Raw genomic sequence first — 18,056 nt, 5'->3', positions numbered from 1 at the left:
TTGGCGACCATAGCATTGTGGACCCACCTGATTCCATGCCGAACTCAGAAGTGAAACACAATAGCGCCGATGGTAGTGTGGGGCTTCCCCATGTGAGAGTAGGACATCGCCAGGCTTTAAATTATGAACGACTTGTCAGCGACGACAAGTAGTCCACTGCGGAGTGGTAGTTCAGTTGGTTAGAATACCGGCCTGTCACGCCGGGGGTCGCGGGTTCGAGTCCCGTCCACTCCGCCACTTATTCAGAGTTTCAGCTCTTTAAAACTGAAATAGGGGTGTAGCTCCAATTGGCAGAGCAGCGGATTCCAAATCCGCGTGTTGGGAGTTCGAATCTCTCCACCCCTGCCATATACGAAGCCTCAGCAGAAATGCTGGGGCTTTTTTACGTCTGTTGCTTTTGCAAAGCAATGTTGGGAGCTGGAGCGCCAGCCCGGTCGAACCTCCGGAGTGCCGGCCCAGTCCACCCCTGTCATATTTAAGGCTCTAGTTGAAAGACTAGAGCCTTTTTGCTTTCTTAAGTTGAAATACTTCATAATCCTCTTTCAGCTTCTTCTATCTCAAATTTATCTCTGTCCCAAAAAGTTACCAATAATCGTAAACTGTTCTCAAATGCCGACTAGTATAAATAATATGCATCACTTACACGGAACGGTTATGAGGTTATCTTTTGTTTTAGTTGTCCTGTTTTATTCATTTTCTTCTTTAGCAACCCCTTGGGAGAAAGAGAAAAGCCCGACGACAAACTCGACCTCATCGATCGGCAGTTACGCTAACGGCTGCTTGGACGGTGCACAGGCTTTACCGATTAATGGTGTTGGCTATCAGATTATTCGTCCCCAAAGGGAGCGTTACTATGGTCACACAGAGGCTATTAAGTTTGTTGAAAGGCTCGGCGTGACAATCAGTGAGCAATTGAACACGAATCTATTGATTGGTGATATCTCACTTCCTCGTGGTGGGCGCTTTTCATCTGGTCATTCAAGCCATCAAACTGGATTGGATATCGATATATGGCTGAGGTTAACGGATAAACGGCTCTCTGAGAACGAACTCGCGGTTCCCAAGCCAGTCAGTGTTGTCGATCTTACTAACTACAAGCTTCGCCAGTCTAATTGGACTAACGACCACTTCCAGGTCATTCGCCATGCTGCTAAAGATGAAAAAGTGGTGCGCATTTTTGTTCATCCAGTGATTAAGCAGGCTCTTTGCGATCAGGAAGTCTCTGATGTTAAACAAAGAGGGTGGTTAGGCAAAATCAGGCCGTGGTGGGGGCACTATTCTCACTTTCATGTTCGCTTAAAGTGCCCTGAAGGTAGTGTCAATTGTATCCCTCAAGCTAAACCTCCTAAAGGTGATGGTTGTGGCGAAGAGCTCGCGAGTTGGGCGCCAAAGACAATCCCTGTTCCTCCTCCTAAAAAGGTAGCCACCAATAAGAAAAAAAAGAAAATTAAAGTCATACCTAGTCAATGTTTAGCCTTGATTTCGAATAAGTAATCGAATTATCAATGGCTTATTAAGGTGGTAATGCCACTCGTTTTGTCGACTCTAAAAACTGGAGAAATGTCACACTTTTGTCTAGAGTTTATAAATGCGACATTAAGAATATCGTTTGATATTGGAAGCATTAATTTGAATAAAACAGCGACAATTTGACTGGGCTAGGTCAGGAGTAAGTGTTTGGGGTGAAAGATGCGGCTTATGTGTAGTATGTGAAATCAGAGTCTGATACCCGTAGATAGATAATTCAAGGATAAGACTATGACTATGATTTGTGCAAAGGAATTTTCAGAATGGTTAAGACATAGGTTCAGCACTGAGAATGCGGGTATTTCTATTTCAAGAGATGATATCAACCAATTAACAGGCAGACAGCGACTAGACCCTAGCTTTGTCAACGATGTACATTATGAATTGATGCAGTATGGAATGGCATTTGTGACAGATACCGGGCGGGAAAACTTTTATCTCGTTCCTGTATCACAGTCGATAAATTGGCGAGAGCGACTCGAATATCAATTTGAAAAAGAGTTATTCTGCAACATTTATCCCATCGAAAAATCCGGATAAGAAAAAGGTTCAACTTAATGATTAAGTTGAACCTTTTCTCTTTTAGGTCAAGCCTTGAATGATAACAAACTTCTCTAGTAGCTCGTCTTCAGTTTCAATATGGTTTGGGTCGGTGATGATGCACTTGGTAATTGGGCATACAGACTGACACGTTGGCTTCTCATAGTGACCTTTACATTCAGTACATAAATCTGGGTCGATTTCGAAGATGCTGTCACCCATAGTGATTGCGCCATTTGGGCATTCAGGGTCACACATATCGCAGTTTATGCACTTGTCAGTGATTAACAGAGCCATAGCTTACTTCTCGGTTTTCTAAGTAAAGTTACTTACCAGATGCGTTGCGTGTATCTTGGCCTTCGCTCAAGTTACGCATCAACAAGCCGTACTCTAAGTCTAGATCAGCTGGTACAGGGATGAATACAAAGTGACCGTTGCCTTTTGCGTCTTCAACGGCTTCAGACTTACGGTTTTCCATCATCTCTAGTGTGAAAACAACGTTACCTTTTGGTGTCATCATTTCCAAGCTGTCGCCTACTAGGAACTTGTTTTTCACTTCTACTTCCGCTAGATCGCCACGGCGTTTACCTGTGAATTCGCCAACAAATTGTTGAGTATCAGAGATAGAGTAACCGTACTCGTAGTTTTGGTAAGTGTCGTGAGTGTGGCGACGTAGGAAGCCTTCAGTGTAGCCGCGGTGCGCTAGGCTCTCTAGAGTACCCATTAGGCTTTCATCAAATGGCTTGCCTGCTACGGCGTCATCGATAGCTTTACGGTAAACTTGTGCAGTACGAGCACAGTAGTAGAAAGACTTAGTACGGCCTTCGATTTTCAGTGAGTGAACACCCATCTTCGTTAGACGCTCAACGTGCTGGATTGCACGAAGGTCTTTTGAGTTCATGATGTAAGTACCATGCTCATCTTCAAACGCAGCCATTTTCTCTTCAGGCTTGTGTGACTCTGAAAGTAGAACCACTTCATCTGTTGGTTTACCTAGACCTAGTGTGTTGTCTGGACGTTCGTCTTGAACTTCAACATCCTGAATCTCTACACCAGTAGGGTTTGCTTCAACGATCTGACCGTTTTCGTCTTCTTTTGCTGCTTCTGTTTTGTATTCCCAACGACAAGCGTTAGTGCAAGTACCTTGGTTAGGATCGCGTTTGTTCATGTAACCAGAAAGTAGACAGCGACCAGAGTATGCCATGCAAAGTGCACCGTGAACAAAGATCTCTAGTTCTGTTTCAGGACAGTGTTCGCGGATCTCTTCGATCTCTTCAAGTGATAACTCACGAGATAGGATGACACGCTCAACGCCTTGTGTAGCCCAGAATTTTACCGTTGCCCAGTTTACAGCGTTAGCTTGAACTGAAAGGTGGATAGGCATTTCAGGGAATGCTTCACGAACCATCATGATAAGACCAGGATCAGACATGATAAGAGCGTCTGGGCCCATATCAACAACTGGCTTAAGGTCGCGAATGAAAGTTTTTAATTTAGAGTTGTGTGGCTGAATGTTACATACAACATATAACTTTTTGCCTTGAGCATGAGCTTCATCGATACCGATTTGTAGGTTTTCGTGGTTGAACTCATTGTTACGAACGCGAAGGCTGTAACGTGGCTGGCCCGCGTAAACCGCATCAGCGCCGTAGGCGAATGCGTAACGCATGTTTTTAAGGCTTCCTGCCGGTGATAATAGTTCAGGTACAAATGGTTTTTGTGTAGTCATTGCTTCGTTCTCTAATCTGATCTCAAGTCAGGTTGATACCACCAAGTGATATCAAAGGGGCGCAAATTTTACGCTAAAATGAGTCTGGTTGATAGCCCTAAAGATAGCAATGATATTAAGAAGAGAGTGAAGGGATAAATATACAGCGGGAAATGTAGGGAAAATAAGCTCAGGCACGGAGCACCTGAGCTTTGGAGATACCGATTAAGCGTTCGGTTGAGTTAATCCACCTAGTGATTCGAATAGATTCGGAAGGAACACGCTGAACTCACCACATAGCAATGAGAAATCTGCATCAAAGCGTGCAGCTTGGTCCTCACGGGGAATATCGTCGTTCTCATCTTTAAGTTCATCGCTAAACTTCAGGCGCTTGATACTGCCGTCTTCAGCCAGGATGAATTCAATGCGATCTTGCCAGTTGATAAGCAGCTTGGTTACCACTTTATTTGCTTCGATGTGGTTTTTAATCTCGTCGGCTTCTAGCTCTTGTTTTTTAACTCGAACAATACCACCGTCTTCTTGAATCGACTTAAGCTCAGCTTCATCAAGCATTGTAATGCCTTGAGGCGTATCACCTGATTTAACCCACTCGGTTAGTGTTGTTTCTATCGCTTGCTCAGGAATAGCTGGCACGACTGGTAGGCTACCCATTGTTTTACGCAGCAGAGCTAACACGTCTTCTGCTTTTTTGTAGCTGCTTGCATCAACAACAATGAAACCTTCCTTTGGCATGATCAGCGCGTATGTGAAGTTACTGCGGCTGAATGCGCGAGGAAGGAGATCAATGATGATGTCTTCTTTGAGGCTGTCTTTCTCTTTCTTTTTAAGAGGAGTGCCAGACTCAGCTTCAAGTGTTTCGATTTTTGCATTCAGTGACTCTTTAATCACAGATGCTGGTAGCATTTTCTCTTCTTTCTTTGCACAGATGAGAATGCGGTTCTCTGATACGTGCGTCATCATATCGCCATGTTTACCCATTGCGTGCACCCAACCAAATTTCTGTTTGTCTTGGCTACCACAAGGAGTAAAGCGGAATTCTTCAAGTTGTTTCTCTAGCTGATCTGCGTTGAAATCAATATCACGGTTGAAGCGATAGACTAGGCAATTTTTAAACCACATATATTTTTCTCATACCTTTTTAGAAGTGCCTCATGATATGAGATCTAATTCGATTTGTCCTTAGCTCTGTATCAAAAGTTATAAAGTGAAACGTTTGAGACAGTTATATGAAAATTTGTTTTCAAAGGTCACAAAAGTGTCATAATTAACTCAGATAATGCAATGCGTTGATTAAATACAAAGGCTATTCAATTATGTCGAGAAGGATTCTGGTCGTTGAAGATGAAGCACCTATTCGTGAGATGCTGTGTTTTGTACTTGAACAAAAAGGCTACCAAGCAGTAGAGGCTGAAGATTACGATACAGCGGTAAACAAGCTATGTGAACCTTTCCCAGATCTAGTATTACTAGATTGGATGCTACCTGGTGGTAGCGGGATAAACTTTATCAAGCACATGAAGCGTGAAGAGTTAACTCGCAACATCCCAGTGGTGATGCTAACAGCTCGTGGTGAAGAAGAAGATAAGGTTCGCGGTTTAGAAGTTGGCGCTGACGACTACATTACCAAACCGTTTTCGCCAAAAGAGCTTGTTGCTCGCCTTAAAGCGGTGATTCGTCGTGTAACACCAACGGCATTGGAAGATGTGATTGATGTACAGGGCCTTAAATTAGACCCAGTATCACACCGCGTGACCGCAAGTGAAGGTCCAGTTGATATGGGACCAACAGAATTCAAAATGCTGCATTTCTTTATGACGCACCAAGAGCGTGTATACAGCCGAGAGCAGCTGCTTAACAACGTTTGGGGTACCAATGTTTACGTTGAAGACCGAACGGTTGATGTACATATTCGACGCCTGCGTAAAGCGCTTGAGTCTGCAGGTCACGATAAGCTAATCCAAACGGTTCGTGGCGCTGGCTACCGTTTTTCTACAAAGGCTTAATGTGGCTTCGCTGCCCAGTTTACGGAGTCCTGAATGGTTGAAAAGTTAACCTGGAAAAAGCTGGCTTGGGAGCTGGCTTTTTTTTACGCACCATGGGTTTTAGTCGGATGGATATTCGGTTACCTACCTTGGTTACTGCTGGCTGCTACGGTATTGCAGCTCGGCTGGCATCTACACAACCAAATGCGTTTGTCCGCATGGCTGTGGGATGAGAAGCGTCTAACTCCACCTTCAGGCTCTGGGAACTGGGAATCTCTGTTTAACGGTATTTATCGTATGCAGCAGAGACAGCGTCGCAAACGCAAAGAACTGACTAACCTTATCCGCCGTTTCCGTAACGGTGCAGAATCGCTTCCCGATGCCGTTGTGGTATTTCGCGGTGAAGGCAATATCGTTTGGTGTAACAAGCTAGCTCAGTATTTGCTGGGCTTTCGTTGGCCAGATGATTCAGGTCAACCGATCTCGAATTTGATTCGTTCTCCAGATTTTATTAAGTACCTTAATAAGCAAGATTTCTCTGAGCCATTAGAGATGCCTTCTCCATTGAATGTGGAGCGTATGCTCGAGCTGCGTATTGTGCCATATACCGAGGGTGAACACCTGATGGTGGTACGTGATGTGACCCAGCTTAAGCAGTTAGAAGGCATGCGCCGTAACTTCTTCGCTAACGTTTCTCATGAATTGCGTACGCCGATGACCGTCCTTCAAGGTTACCTTGAAATGACCGAAGATCCAGACATGATCGTTGGCCCAATGTGGACCAAGGCGCATGGCGTAATGACTGAGCAGCTCAATCGAATGAACAGTTTGGTTAATCAACTACTCACGCTTTCGAAAATTGAAGCGGCGCCAATGCATGAGTTGGATGAAGTGGTCAACGTTCCGGCGATGCTTGAGGTTCTTGAGAAAGAAGCGGCGAGCCTTAGCGGTGAGCGAGAACATAAACTTGAATTTGATATCGATAAGAGTCTGCGAGTTCTTGCCGACGAAGACCAATTGAGAAGTGCGATATCGAATTTGGTTTATAACGCGGTTAAATATACACCCGCAGGTGCAACGGTCAAAGTGCGTTGGTATCAAACCAGCCAAGGCGCGTGCTTAGATGTGTCAGATACTGGTGATGGTATTGAGCCTCAACACTTACATCGTCTCACTGAGCGCTTCTATCGTGTAGATAAAGCCCGCTCTCGTGATACCGGTGGTAGTGGTCTTGGATTGGCGATTGTAAAGCATGCGCTTAGCCACCACGATTCACATCTCGAAATTCAAAGCGAAGTGGGCGTCGGCAGTCGTTTCCATTTCACGTTGCCAAACCGATTGACTGTGTCATGAGTGACTTAATACGCAGGATGCGTTTGCCAATTGGTTCACTGTTAGCGATGGTATTGGCGTGTCCAAGCTTCGCTGAGCAGAGTGTTGAGTCATTGCCTGATTATTCCAAAGTTCCTGGTATCTCTGGAAGCTTGTTATCGGTCGGGTCTGATACTTTGGCTGGGATGACGACATTGTGGGTAGAGGAGTTTAAATCCTACTACCCGAATGTGAACGCTCAGGTCCAAGCATCGGGCTCTTCTACTGCGCCTCCTGCATTGACGGAAGGGACTGCTCACCTTGGCCCTATGAGCCGACCAATGCGTTTACGTGAAGTGGAAGCTTTTGAAAGAGAGCATGGCTATAAGCCAACTGTATTACGAGTCGCTATTGACGCAATCGGGCTGTTTGTCCACCGAGATAACCCTATTGAAGGGCTTAACTTTCGTCAGATTGATGGCATCTTTTCTGAGACATTACGCTGCGGAGCAACAAGGCCCCTCAATAACTGGCAAGATCTCGGAATCGATCAGCCATGGGCGAAACATCGATTCCAATTGTTCGGTCGCAATTCTGTATCGGGGACTTATGGATACTTCAAACAGAATGCACTGTGCGGCGGTGACTTTAAAAATCGTGTGAATGAGCAACCTGGTTCGGCTTCAGTCGTTCAGTCGGTCGCTTCATCCATCAGTGGGATTGGCTACTCGGGCATTGGCTACCGCGTAGCAGGTGTTAAGCTGATTCCTATTGCAGAGCACGGCTCTAATTATGTTGAGCCTACGCGTGAGAATATCTTGAGTGGTGATTACCCTCTATCTCGTTTTCTCTATGTGTATGTGAATAAGCATCCGGATAAACCACTTTCTCCGGTTGAGAGAGAGTTCCTTACTTTTGTATTCTCAAAGCAGGGACAAGAGCTTGTAGAAAAAGATGGCTATTTAGCGATACCGTCTGAGTTCGCAGAGCAAGAGCTCGCAAAAGTTGGGTTATAGCTCAAACTCAATATACAGATAGCCTACTTGCGGTAGGCTATTTCCCTCATTTCAAATCTAAACACCAACCGGCACTTTTCCAGCGCTGCTGTTCTTCTTTTAACTCGTAATCGAGTAGTTGGTTTGTATCTAACCAGTCACTATTTTCGCCAGTCAAACTCCAATGGTCATCCATTTTTATGGTTAGCTTTATATTGGGCACTGGTGCTTGGCTGCGTTGTCGATTGAGTAAGATTGCCAGCCTAAGTATTCGTATCATCAGCGTCACTTGTTGCAACGAAAACAGTGCTAATGTTGGCAAGTCTGGCAGCTTGATCGCTTTTCTCTGATATCGAACGATGACCGAGATAAGTCGTTGCTGCTCAGTATTAAAACCGGGCATGGTGGTATGTTTAATCAGATAGGCTGAATGGCGATGATACCCTTGAAATGCCACGCTTTGGCCCACTTCATGCAGCAGTGCAGACCAACCAAGTAAGTCAAACAACTCAGCGTCTACAGTGCCTTCTAGTTGTGGTTTTGCTTGCAGTAATAGGGTGTGAGCTGTCTCTTTGACTTTTTCGGCGTGCGTTAAGTCAACATGATAGCGAGAGAGCAATGTTTCTGCGGTACGAGACCTTATATCAAGGCTCTTGAACTTATCTTCCATGTCATACAGAACGCCTTCTCTCAATGCTCCGTCAGACACATACAACTTATCTATATTTAAGCTATCCATGACAGCGGAAAGAATCGTGACACCTGCAGCAAAAACGGGCTTTCGTTCATCGCTTAAACCCAACAGCTTGATGCTTTCTACAGATGAAAACTCCTTTAGATGGTTTTTAAGATAAGTAAGCCGTTGTGGAGTGATGTACTCATCGATAAAGCCCAACCCTTTGAGTACCTCTTTTATAGATTTCGCTGTGCCAGATGAGCCAAAAGCGATTTCCCAAGAGGTGGATTGGTAATTCTTAATGACAGGTGTTAATAGTTGAATCGCAGCGGTATAAGCAGTAGCAAAATGCTGTGAAGTTAACTGATTATCACTAAAAAACCGCTGAGTAAAACTGACGCACCCCATCGGCAAGCTATGCATGACGTCGGGTGTGAAGCCCTGTCCGGTCACTATCTCAGTGCTTCCACCACCAATATCGATAACGAGCTTTGATTTGGAAGCGGTTTGAGTGTGTTCAACCCCGTTGTAAATCAATCGTGCTTCCTCTTGCCCTGAAATGATCTCGATGGGAAAAGGAAAAATGAGTTTGGCTTGTTCGATAAAGGTGTTTGAGTTCTTTGCTTTTCGTAGGGTATGGGTAGCTACGACTCTGACATCGTCTATCTCAAAATCAGTGAGTCGTTCAGCGAATACTTTTAGACACTCTAGCCCGCGATGAATCGCTTGGTCTGATAGTTGGTGGTGTTCAACCAACCCATCACCCAACCGTACTTTCTGTTTATGTCGGCTGACGAGTTGTAGGTGTTTGCCAAACACTTGAGCAACCACCATATGAAAGCTGTTCGAACCTAAATCGATAGCTGCAATGCATCTGGATTGTTTGTCGTCACTTAGCGGCATGATTTCTTCTCTTGCTTGTGCTTTTTACGAGCTTGCTTCTCTATATGCTTAATATAGTGGTAAGTAGCGAGTTGTGACGTGGAATGCGTAAGTTGAGTTGTGGTTGAAGGCTTGTACTGATTGGTCATCGTATGATCGATCATCCGCGCCTTATGTTTGTCATCAAAATGAAACTCGGTGATATCAATGATAGTTTGCTTGATCTTAGAGTCCAAAATTGGCGTTGCTACTTCAATTCTATGGTCAAAGTTTCGAGTCATCCAATCGGCGGAAGAGATGTAAACCTTGGGTTTTCCGGCATTGTTGAAGATCATCACTCTTGGGTGCTCAAGAAAACGATCGACCACACTGATGATCTCAATATTGTCACTGACGTTTGGTATTCCCGGAACCAGTGAGCACATACCACGAATGATCATTCTTACTTTTACGTTGGCTTGGCTCGCTAGGTAGAGCTTTTCAATGATTTCGCGATCCACTAAGTTATTGAGCTTTAAAGTTATACTCGCAGGCTTACCCTCTGAGGCATTCTGGATCTCTTTATCGATAAGCTGATACAGACGCTTTCTGGTATTTTTAGGTGAGACTATCAGCTGTTTGAACTGCGTTTTTTGATACGGGTTTTCGATGTATTTGAAGACTTGGCGAACTTCATGCGTGAGCTCTGGGTTTGCGGTAAGTAACGAGAAGTCGGTATAGACACGAGCGGTGATTTCATGAAAATTGCCTGTACCGATATGAACATAACTCTCCATAGCCTTACCGTTCTTGCGCTTGATGAGTAGCAATTTTGAATGGATTTTTAGACTAGGGATACCATAAATCACCTTCACTCCTGCTTCTTGGAGTCTCTTTGCCCACTGAATGTTGGCTTGCTCGTCAAAGCGGGCTTGAAGCTCAACCACCACGGTGACTTTCTTGCCATTGTGGGCCGCATCAATGATCGAGTTGAGTAACTTAGAACCTTCAGCAACACGGTAAACGTTGATCTTGATGACCGTTACTTTGGGATCAAACGAAGCCTGCCTGACCAGTTCGGTAATGTGATCGAAAGTATGGTACGGGTAGTGCAATAAGATATCGCGAACTTTTATCGCTTCAAAATAGTTACTGTAATGAGCAAACGGCGCACACTTAATTGGTGAAAGAGGCGCATTAACGAGATCTTCTCGATTGAGGGCCGGGAAATCACAGAAGTGCTTAAAGTTATGATAACGACCGCCAGAGAGTACGCTGTCATAGTCTGATAGTTTGAGCTTGATTCGCAAGAAATTCAGCATCTCTTGTGGCATCTCGGATTCATAGATCAAGCGTATCGGCAGCGCTGTTAAACGTTGTTCAATGCCAATCGACATCGATTCTAAAAGGCTGCAGTTACTGTCTTCTTGTAGGTCATAGTCTGCATCACGTGTCATTTTGATGGCGAAGCAACGCAGCGAATCGTATTCGAAGAAGCCTTTAAGTAAGTCGTCTAGGCAGAAACGAACTATATTATCTAACAAGATCAGGGTAGTACGTTGTGAGTCTGACGGACTTGGCAATTTTACAAATCGAGGTAAAGCGTCAGATGGAATCTCTAACAGAGCGTATTGAGATGATCCATTGTGTTCAATATCGATAGCTAAATAACTTTGTTCGTCTTTGAGGATATTGAGCAGTTGGCTATCTTCGTTAAGTAGCAAAGGCGTGAGATGCGGGAGTATTTTCTTTCTAAAGTATTTTTTTAGCCAATCACTCTGCTCGGCATTAATTTGCTGTTCATTAACCAAAAAAATACGATTACGTGCCAATTCGAGCAACAACTCTTTGTAAAGTGAATGAAAACGAACATCCAGCTCATTCGCCTTCTGTTGCATCTGAGTCAGCAAGGTTTTTGAAGTGTCAGAGTTGGACTCAGTATCTTGCAATAAGATCTTGCGTTTTACGTCGGAAAATCGGACTTTGTAGAACTCATCGAGATTTTTTGAGTAGATCCCTAGAAAACGAACTCTTTCGATCAAAGGGACAGACTTGTCAGCCGCCTCTTGAAGCACTCTTTCGTTGAACGATAACCAGCTAAGTTCTTTTGCGACAAAGTCTTTTTCCATCGTATTGTTGATCCTTGAATGCTGACTATTGGGAGACTAGTTTAATTTATAACGTTAGCGCTCACAAAAGTAATGATCTTTGGATAATAAAAAGGGTGAACAAACTTGTTATTAGTTTCAGTTGTTTAACGTAGCTTGTAATATAATTGTCATCTAAGATACATATTATGTCAGCAGCTAAAAAAAGGTAGATAAACAGATGGCTTCAGCCCAATTTTCATTGAAAGAGCGCGACAAAAAAAGATGGTTGAAAGATCGTCTCGTCCGTTTTTCGGTGACATGTGGTGGTGTCAGTGTTTTAGCTGCCTTGGTTTTGATCTTTGTCTATCTAGCAATGGTCATTTTACCGGTATTTTCCGATACTGGTTTAGAGACTGATCAAGCGGTTAAAACCGTAGTAGTCGATAAGCCTATCGCACTATCGGTTGATGAGTACGGTCAACACGCCTTTACTGTCGAAAAGTCTGGTTTGGTTCAGTTTTGGGACTTAGACTCGCAAAATACACACTCTTATTTCGAGCGAAGTGTATTAGCAGATCCTATTGCCTTCTCTCGAAATACCCCAGCTGAAAATTGGTTTGCCTTTGCTGACAGCGCTAGCAACATCACTTTCTTCTCCCCTGAGTATAGTGCACCTGTACTTCAAAAGGGCGCTGAAGCTGAACCAAAAATCGAGCAAGTTACTCTGCCTCAACCCTTCTTAGCCGACGAACTAGCAAACGGCGCGTTGATCGATAAGTTCGTATTCTCTAAAAGTGGGCGCGATATTACTGTTGCCGCTCAGTTAACTGACCAACGAGTGCTAGTGAAGTGGTACCAAAGCGACTTGGCTGGTGGCTATGAATTAAAGAATAGTCAATGGTTATCGAATAAGCTTGGTGCTCAACAGCAGCTATTGATGACACCAGATGGGCAGACTTTATACCTTCGAGCAAAGTCTGACTTAGTGGTATTAAAACTCGCTGATAAAGGGTTTGATGTCCGTGAGGTGATCGACCTGAGTTTGAATGACGCCAAACACGGTGTGAAAAGTATCGATTTATTATCTGGTGCTTATTCGTTGTTGGTTACACATCAGGATGGACAAGTCTCTCAATGGTTTGATGTGCTGAAAGATGAAAAGCGTAGCCTAACCCATATTCGAGATTTCCAGCTCGCTGAAGAAGTTCAATTTATCTTGCCGGATACCTACCGAAAAGGCTTCTATAGTTTCTATAAAAACGGCACATTACAGAGCCATTATACGACCAGCGAAAAGCTGTCTCTGTTTGAGCGTGCGTTTGATAAGTCACCTCAGTTAGCTGCGATGTCGGCTAATGAGCTACATTTGGCGACATTGATTGATGATAAAATCAGTGTGGCGAAAGTCGATAATGAATACCCTCAGATTTCGTTTTCATCGCTGTGGCAAAAAGTCTGGTACGAGAGCTATCCAGAGCCACAGTATGTATGGCAATCAACCTCCGCTAATGATGACTTTGAAGAAAAGTTCAGTTTAGTACCTATCACGTTTGGTACCATCAAAGCTGCGCTATTTGCCATGATGTTTGCGGTGCCTGTTGCGGTGTTAGGTGCAATTTATACCGCTTACTTTATGTCGCCACGCATGCGACGAGTGGTTAAGCCGTCGATTGAATTAATGGAAGCTTTGCCTACTGTAATTATTGGCTTCCTCGCGGGTCTATGGTTTGCGCCAATCGTTGAAACCCACTTAACTGCTGTATTCTCTTTGATGGTGATGTTGCCTCTGAGCGCTTTGATGACAGGACTTGTTTGGTTCTGTTTGCCTAAGGTTGTGACAAGTCGCTTCTCCAATGGCTGGCATGCACTTATCTTGATTCCGGTACTGATAGCAACGGTCGTTACGGTATTTGCAGCGGGCAACAGTATTGAAGCCTTGTTGTTTGATGGTGATATACGCACTTTCCTAGCTGGCTATGGGATCGATTTTGATCAGCGTAATGCCCTGGTGGTCGGTTTCGCTATGGGTTTTGCGGTCATCCCGACAATTTTTACGATTGCTGAGGATGCGATTTTCTCTGTGCCGAAGCACTTGTCTGATGGTTCACTCGCGCTTGGTGCTACTGCGTGGCAGACCCTAATTTATGTTGTTTTACTGACAGCCAGCCCCGGTATTTTTTCGGCGGTTATGATGGGATTAGGACGAGCGGTTGGTGAAACCATGATTGTCCTGATGGCGACAGGCAATACGCCAATTCTTGATTGGAATATTTTAGAAGGGATGAGGACACTATCCGCAACCATTGCTGTCGAACTTCCTGAATCGGAAGTGGGTGGGTCGCATTTCCGTTTGCTGTTCTTAGCTGCGCTATTGCTGTTTATTTTTACCTTCGCTGTGAACTCGCTAGCGGAGTGGGTTCGCCAAAGATTGAGAGATAAATATCGTGCTTTGTAGTGTTAATGCGTCACCTCAATCTGAGTCCATGCCTACAAATTTTTGGGGATTAGCGAGCTGCGTACATCGTTACTCGCTGAATCACTCTCAGGTAGCACATGATGAATAGACTCAAGTCATTACTATCATGGGTTAAATCTGGCTCGCCATGGATTTGGCTAACTGGTGGGGCAGTGAGCATCAGTATGCTTTCGGTTCTGGGGTTGATGCTGTTGATCGGCTGGAAAGGGCTGACCTACTTTTGGCCTGCGCCTTTGTATCAGTGGCAAGTCGATTCTAAAGATCTGTCTCTGGTTGTTGATCTTGATGAAACCGTCTCTCAACAAGATGTGTTGATCGGTCAGCTGTATGAACGCAAATACATTCCAATAGAGCAAGTTCCGCAGGCTCACGATCTACTATCACCCCAGAACATCGCTACAGGGCTGATACAACGTTTGAGCATCAAGGTGGCGAATAGAGAACTCTATCCTGCTGATTTCGTTTCGATTCTAGATGTGAACCTATTGGAGCCAACCACGCCTCGAGATTGGGCTGTGATAGAGCGTAGCCGCGGTGGTTACTTTTTTGGTAAGCCGGTTGGCTTTAAAACGGCATCGGGAACTTTTTATACTGATATCGACCAAAAGCTTAAAGATGGGTTAGCTTTCGCTGACACCTTGCGCGCTGAAACGTCACGTGTGGTAAACCAAGAGATACGCAATATCAGTTGGCAGTTGGAAAACTTACGCCTAGAAAAGCGCAAGTTAGAACTTAATGAGTCTGTCAGCGATGAGTATCTTAAAACGTATACCGCAACTAGGCTTGAGCTCAATAAGCAGTTAGATGAAGCCGAAATCAAGCTAGAGCACCTCAGAACACAGCTAAATGTTGAGAGTCTGCTTGTTGAAGATATGACGGGTGAGCAGGTTGAAATCTCGCTCAGTCATATTCTGGATTACTGGTACCCAAACAATATGTCTTATCTTGAAAAGGTTGGACATTGGGGCCATCAAGTGTGGAAGTTTTTATCAGAAAACCCACGAGAGTCCAATTCAGAAGGCGGCGTTTTCCCTGCTATCTTTGGTACAGTGTTACTGGTTATTCTGATGTCGATTGTGGTGATGCCTCTTGGGGTAGTGGCGGCGATCTACTTACATGAATACGCGAAAAACAACGCTCTTACACGTTTGATTCGAATCGCGGTTATCAACCTAGCCGGTGTACCTTCAATCGTATATGGCGTTTTTGGTTTAGGCTTTTTTGTTTATACCATTGGTGGCTCGATCGATACCCTGTTTTATGCAGAGCGACTACCTGCCCCAACCTTTGGTACGCCAGGTCTACTTTGGTCTGCACTGACTTTGGCTGTGTTAACGCTCCCAGTTGTGATTGTGACGACCGAAGAGGGGTTAACACGTATCCCAAGTTCGGTAAGGCATGGTTCTTTAGCGCTCGGCGCGACTCAATTTGAGACCTTGTGGCGCATTGTTCTGCCTATGGCAAGCCCTGCGATAATTACCGGCTTGATCTTGGCGATAGCAAGAGCTGCGGGTGAAGTGGCTCCATTAATGCTGGTGGGTGTTGTAAAACTTGCATCAAGCTTGCCTGTTGATAGTCAGTTTCCGTACATACACTTAGATAGAAAGTTCATGCATTTAGGCTTTCATATCTATGATGTTGGATTTCAAACATCGAATATAGAGGCTGCGCGCCCATTGGTGTATGCGACTTCGTTTTTATTGGTTACGGTTATCGTGGGACTGAATTTAACGGCGATTAATATCCGTAATAACTTACGTGAAAAGTACCGAACCTTAGGACAAGATTAAGATGTTCTCAATTAATGAAACCTTGGGTTACCAAGCGCCTTTAGACGTACACAATCTAAAGGAAGAACAAATTGCTATCTCGATCGAAGGGCTCAATCTTTACTACAAAGAAAGCCAAGCGCTCGATGATATCTCGATGAAGATACCCAAAGGGCAAGTGACGGCATTTATCGGTCCTTCGGGCTGTGGTAAATCAACCTTACTACGCTGCATCAATCGTATGAACGATCTTGTCGAAGGCTGCAAAGTTTCCGGAAAAGTGAAGCTTCATGGCAAGAATGTCTATCATCCTAAAGTTGATGTTGCGACTCTGCGTCGCCGTGTCGGTATGGTATTTCAGCGTCCAAACCCCTTTCCTAAATCTATCTATGAGAATGTGGTTTACGGATTGAGGCTGCAAGGAGTAAGTAACAGCCGAGATCTTGATGATGCAGTAGAACGCTCACTGCGTGCTGCTGCATTGTGGGATGAAGTAAAAGATCGTTTACATGAGAATGCTTTCGGTTTGTCTGGTGGTCAGCAGCAGCGTTTGGTGATTGCACGTGCTGTCGCGATTGAGCCAGAGGTCTTGTTGTTGGATGAGCCGACATCTGCATTGGATCCTATTTCAACGTTGACGATTGAAGAACTAATCAACGATCTCAAGACGCAATATACGGTCGTTATCGTCACGCACAACATGCAGCAGGCTGCGCGTGTGAGTGACCATACTGCCTTTATTCATATGGGAAAATTGATCGAGTACTCAGATACGGATTCAATATTTACGTCGCCATTGAAAAATCAAACGGAAGACTACATTACAGGTCGATACGGTTAACGTTACCGTTCTCATCATTGGAGCTAAGTCACTCCAATATAAATGACTTATCCAATTCTTTTTAAGGAGCTGACATGCAATTTGGTCGCCACATCTCAGGACAATTCAACGTCGAGTTAGAGTCTATCCGTACCCATGTACTTACGATGGGCGGATTAGTGGAGCAGCAGCTCTCTTTTGCGATGCAGGCACTCCACAAAGATGATTTGGAACTAGCGAAGAAAGTGATTCGTGATGACCATAAAGTGAATGCGATGGAAGTGTCGATTGATGAGGCATGTACCCGTATTATCGCTAAGCGTCAGCCAACGGCAAAAGATCTGCGCTTGATAATGGCGATCATTAAGACTATTACTGACCTTGAGCGCATTGGTGATGTTGCCTCGAAGATCGCGCAGGGTGCGATTGATATCCCTTCGACAAAAGAACAAAAATTCCATGTATCGCTAGAGCCTTTATGTCGACAAGCGATCACCATGCTACACCAAGTTTTAGACGCATTTGCTCGCATGGATGTGGATGCGGCAGCCGAGGTACACAAACTCGATGACAAGTTGGATGCTGAATACGAAGCGGTGATACGTCAGTTGATGACTTATATGATGGAAGACCCGAAGAATATCCCTAATATCTTGCAAGTGATGTGGTCTGCGAGAGCCATTGAGCGAGTTGGAGATCGTTGTCAGAATATCTGTGAGTACATTATCTACTTTGTGAAAGGCAAAGATGTACGCCACCTTGGCGATCAAAGCCTAGATGACGCACTAAAGTAAACAGCCTAGCTAGAAGCTCAGAATCGCGCCTAGGTTTAAGTTGATAGTGGTGTTGTAAGGTACAAAAGTCTTATTGTGATCAAACAGGTTCAAGTCTGCACCCGCTCTGAGTGCGAGTGCTGGTGTTGCTTGATACACATAAGCACCACCCAAACTTAGGCCGGTCGCTGTCTTCCTTTCAGTAATACCAGAACGTGTCTTTTCACCGTCATAGTCTGCAAGCCCTATTTCAGCTTGAAAGCCTTGCAATTGTCGCGAACCGAACATGTTTTGAATACCAATTCGATACGAGTTTACCGCTTCATCATAACGATCACTTTCATACCAAATGTCTGAATAGCTTAAGTAAACTGCACCCAGATCTGCGATATCAGTCAAGCCAACCTGCACTCCAAATCCATGATACGCACCGATTTTTAGTTCGGGTGAAAGGTGAAGACCGGTTGCTAAAACGGAAGTTGAAAGCAGAGTAAGTGCAACTAAGGG

15 protein-coding genes, 2 tRNA genes and 1 rRNA gene are annotated in these 18,056 nt (G+C 44.5%); 12 read left to right on the top strand and 6 right to left on the bottom strand.

The window, feature by feature from the left end; genetic code table 11:
- From rrf to BCT81_RS13075, 5 genes are all read left to right on the top strand, one after another.
- Positions 1-115, top strand: a 5S ribosomal RNA gene (gene rrf / locus BCT81_RS13095).
- A 45-nt stretch (positions 116-160) separates the two neighbouring features.
- Positions 161-237: transfer RNA gene (locus BCT81_RS13090), tRNA-Asp, on the top strand.
- 34 nt (positions 238-271) lie between these two features.
- A tRNA-Trp gene (locus tag BCT81_RS13085) sits at positions 272-348 on the top strand.
- A gap of 306 nt (positions 349-654) precedes the next feature.
- Entirely contained in the window at positions 655-1,494 is an 840-nt protein-coding gene (gene mepA, locus BCT81_RS13080) for a penicillin-insensitive murein endopeptidase (protein WP_102424694.1), read from the top strand.
- A 264-nt stretch (positions 1,495-1,758) separates the two neighbouring features.
- Entirely contained in the window at positions 1,759-2,067 is a 309-nt protein-coding gene (locus tag BCT81_RS13075) for a hypothetical protein (protein ID WP_008223900.1), read from the top strand.
- 42 nt (positions 2,068-2,109) lie between these two features.
- Here BCT81_RS13075 and BCT81_RS13070 read toward each other — a convergent pair whose 3' ends face one another.
- The 3 genes from BCT81_RS13070 to rdgC all read right to left on the bottom strand — a co-directional run bounded on the left by BCT81_RS13070 (position 2,110) and on the right by rdgC (position 4,915).
- Complete coding sequence (locus tag BCT81_RS13070) at positions 2,110-2,364, bottom strand: YfhL family 4Fe-4S dicluster ferredoxin (protein WP_004740368.1); 255 nt, start codon at positions 2,362-2,364, stop codon at positions 2,110-2,112.
- A 28-nt stretch (positions 2,365-2,392) separates the two neighbouring features.
- Entirely contained in the window at positions 2,393-3,796 is a 1,404-nt protein-coding gene (gene yegQ, locus BCT81_RS13065) for a tRNA 5-hydroxyuridine modification protein YegQ (RefSeq protein ID WP_061033314.1), read from the bottom strand.
- A 204-nt stretch (positions 3,797-4,000) separates the two neighbouring features.
- A complete protein-coding gene (rdgC, locus tag BCT81_RS13060) occupies positions 4,001-4,915 on the bottom strand; it encodes a recombination-associated protein RdgC (RefSeq protein ID WP_008223904.1) in 915 nt (304 codons plus the stop codon).
- A 194-nt stretch (positions 4,916-5,109) separates the two neighbouring features.
- On the opposite strand from rdgC, the gene phoB reads away from it, so the two are divergent.
- From phoB to BCT81_RS13045, 3 genes are read left to right on the top strand one after another with little or no spacing between them, the layout of a single operon-like run.
- Positions 5,110-5,799, top strand: coding sequence for a phosphate regulon transcriptional regulator PhoB (phoB, locus tag BCT81_RS13055; protein WP_004735064.1), 690 nt, complete (start codon positions 5,110-5,112; stop codon positions 5,797-5,799).
- Positions 5,800-5,832: 33 nt separating this feature from the next.
- Positions 5,833-7,131 carry a phosphate regulon sensor histidine kinase PhoR gene (gene phoR, locus BCT81_RS13050; RefSeq protein WP_102424693.1) on the top strand — a complete coding sequence of 433 codons (1,299 nt, stop codon included), beginning with the start codon at positions 5,833-5,835 and terminating at the stop codon, positions 7,129-7,131.
- A gap of 17 nt (positions 7,132-7,148) precedes the next feature.
- Positions 7,149-8,105 (top strand): phosphate ABC transporter substrate-binding protein, encoded by a 957-nt coding sequence (locus tag BCT81_RS13045; RefSeq protein WP_102424692.1) that lies wholly within the window; start codon positions 7,149-7,151, stop codon positions 8,103-8,105.
- A 46-nt stretch (positions 8,106-8,151) separates the two neighbouring features.
- Here BCT81_RS13045 and ppx read toward each other — a convergent pair whose 3' ends face one another.
- Both ppx and ppk1 read right to left on the bottom strand, forming a co-directional pair.
- Positions 8,152-9,663 (bottom strand): exopolyphosphatase, encoded by a 1,512-nt coding sequence (ppx, locus tag BCT81_RS13040; protein WP_102424691.1) that lies wholly within the window; start codon positions 9,661-9,663, stop codon positions 8,152-8,154.
- A complete protein-coding gene (ppk1, locus tag BCT81_RS13035) occupies positions 9,654-11,750 on the bottom strand; it encodes a polyphosphate kinase 1 (RefSeq protein WP_102424690.1) in 2,097 nt (698 codons plus the stop codon). The genes ppx and ppk1 overlap by 10 nt, the downstream gene beginning before the upstream one ends.
- A 199-nt stretch (positions 11,751-11,949) precedes the next feature.
- Between ppk1 and BCT81_RS13030 the strand changes: the two genes are divergently transcribed.
- The 4 genes from BCT81_RS13030 (at position 11,950) to phoU (ending at position 17,570) form a co-directional block, all read left to right on the top strand.
- Complete coding sequence (locus BCT81_RS13030; protein ID WP_102424689.1) at positions 11,950-14,166, top strand: ABC transporter permease subunit; 2,217 nt, start codon at positions 11,950-11,952, stop codon at positions 14,164-14,166.
- Between the two features lie 101 nt (positions 14,167-14,267).
- Positions 14,268-15,977, top strand: coding sequence for a phosphate ABC transporter permease PstA (gene pstA / locus BCT81_RS13025; protein WP_102424688.1), 1,710 nt, complete (start codon positions 14,268-14,270; stop codon positions 15,975-15,977).
- 1 nt (position 15,978) lies between these two features.
- Positions 15,979-16,797, top strand: coding sequence for a phosphate ABC transporter ATP-binding protein PstB (gene pstB, locus BCT81_RS13020; RefSeq protein WP_004740359.1), 819 nt, complete (start codon positions 15,979-15,981; stop codon positions 16,795-16,797).
- A 74-nt stretch (positions 16,798-16,871) separates the two neighbouring features.
- Complete coding sequence (gene phoU / locus BCT81_RS13015; RefSeq protein ID WP_004740358.1) at positions 16,872-17,570, top strand: phosphate signaling complex protein PhoU; 699 nt, start codon at positions 16,872-16,874, stop codon at positions 17,568-17,570.
- Between the two features lie 9 nt (positions 17,571-17,579).
- Here the strand turns inward: phoU and BCT81_RS13010 are convergent.
- On the bottom strand, positions 17,580-18,056 hold a 477-nt coding region (locus tag BCT81_RS13010; protein WP_241908196.1), incomplete at its 5' end, for a hypothetical protein.

Origin of the sequence: Vibrio sp. 10N.261.52.A1, assembly GCF_002876325.1 — a bacterium.
In the GTDB taxonomy this organism is placed as follows: Bacteria; Pseudomonadota; Gammaproteobacteria; order Enterobacterales; family Vibrionaceae; genus Vibrio; species Vibrio chagasii.
The sequence above is the reverse complement of the archived record's forward strand: the minus strand, read 5'-3'. Positions and strand labels throughout refer to the sequence as shown.

Coding starts and splice junctions, on each gene's coding strand:
- phoU (WP_004740358.1), top strand. CDS start 16,872: ATGCAATTTGGTCGCCACATCTCAGGACAATTCAACGTCGAGTTAGAG.
- BCT81_RS13030 (WP_102424689.1), top strand. CDS start 11,950: ATGGCTTCAGCCCAATTTTCATTGAAAGAGCGCGACAAAAAAAGATGG.
- pstA (WP_102424688.1), top strand. CDS start 14,268: ATGAATAGACTCAAGTCATTACTATCATGGGTTAAATCTGGCTCGCCA.
- pstB (WP_004740359.1), top strand. CDS start 15,979: ATGTTCTCAATTAATGAAACCTTGGGTTACCAAGCGCCTTTAGACGTA.
- yegQ (WP_061033314.1), bottom strand. CDS start 3,796: ATGACTACACAAAAACCATTTGTACCTGAACTATTATCACCGGCAGGA.
- phoB (WP_004735064.1), top strand. CDS start 5,110: ATGTCGAGAAGGATTCTGGTCGTTGAAGATGAAGCACCTATTCGTGAG.
- BCT81_RS13075 (WP_008223900.1), top strand. CDS start 1,759: ATGACTATGATTTGTGCAAAGGAATTTTCAGAATGGTTAAGACATAGG.
- phoR (WP_102424693.1), top strand. CDS start 5,833: ATGGTTGAAAAGTTAACCTGGAAAAAGCTGGCTTGGGAGCTGGCTTTT.
- ppx (WP_102424691.1), bottom strand. CDS start 9,663: ATGCCGCTAAGTGACGACAAACAATCCAGATGCATTGCAGCTATCGAT.
- ppk1 (WP_102424690.1), bottom strand. CDS start 11,750: ATGGAAAAAGACTTTGTCGCAAAAGAACTTAGCTGGTTATCGTTCAAC.
- mepA (WP_102424694.1), top strand. CDS start 655: ATGAGGTTATCTTTTGTTTTAGTTGTCCTGTTTTATTCATTTTCTTCT.
- rdgC (WP_008223904.1), bottom strand. CDS start 4,915: ATGTGGTTTAAAAATTGCCTAGTCTATCGCTTCAACCGTGATATTGAT.
- BCT81_RS13070 (WP_004740368.1), bottom strand. CDS start 2,364: ATGGCTCTGTTAATCACTGACAAGTGCATAAACTGCGATATGTGTGAC.
- BCT81_RS13045 (WP_102424692.1), top strand. CDS start 7,149: ATGCGTTTGCCAATTGGTTCACTGTTAGCGATGGTATTGGCGTGTCCA.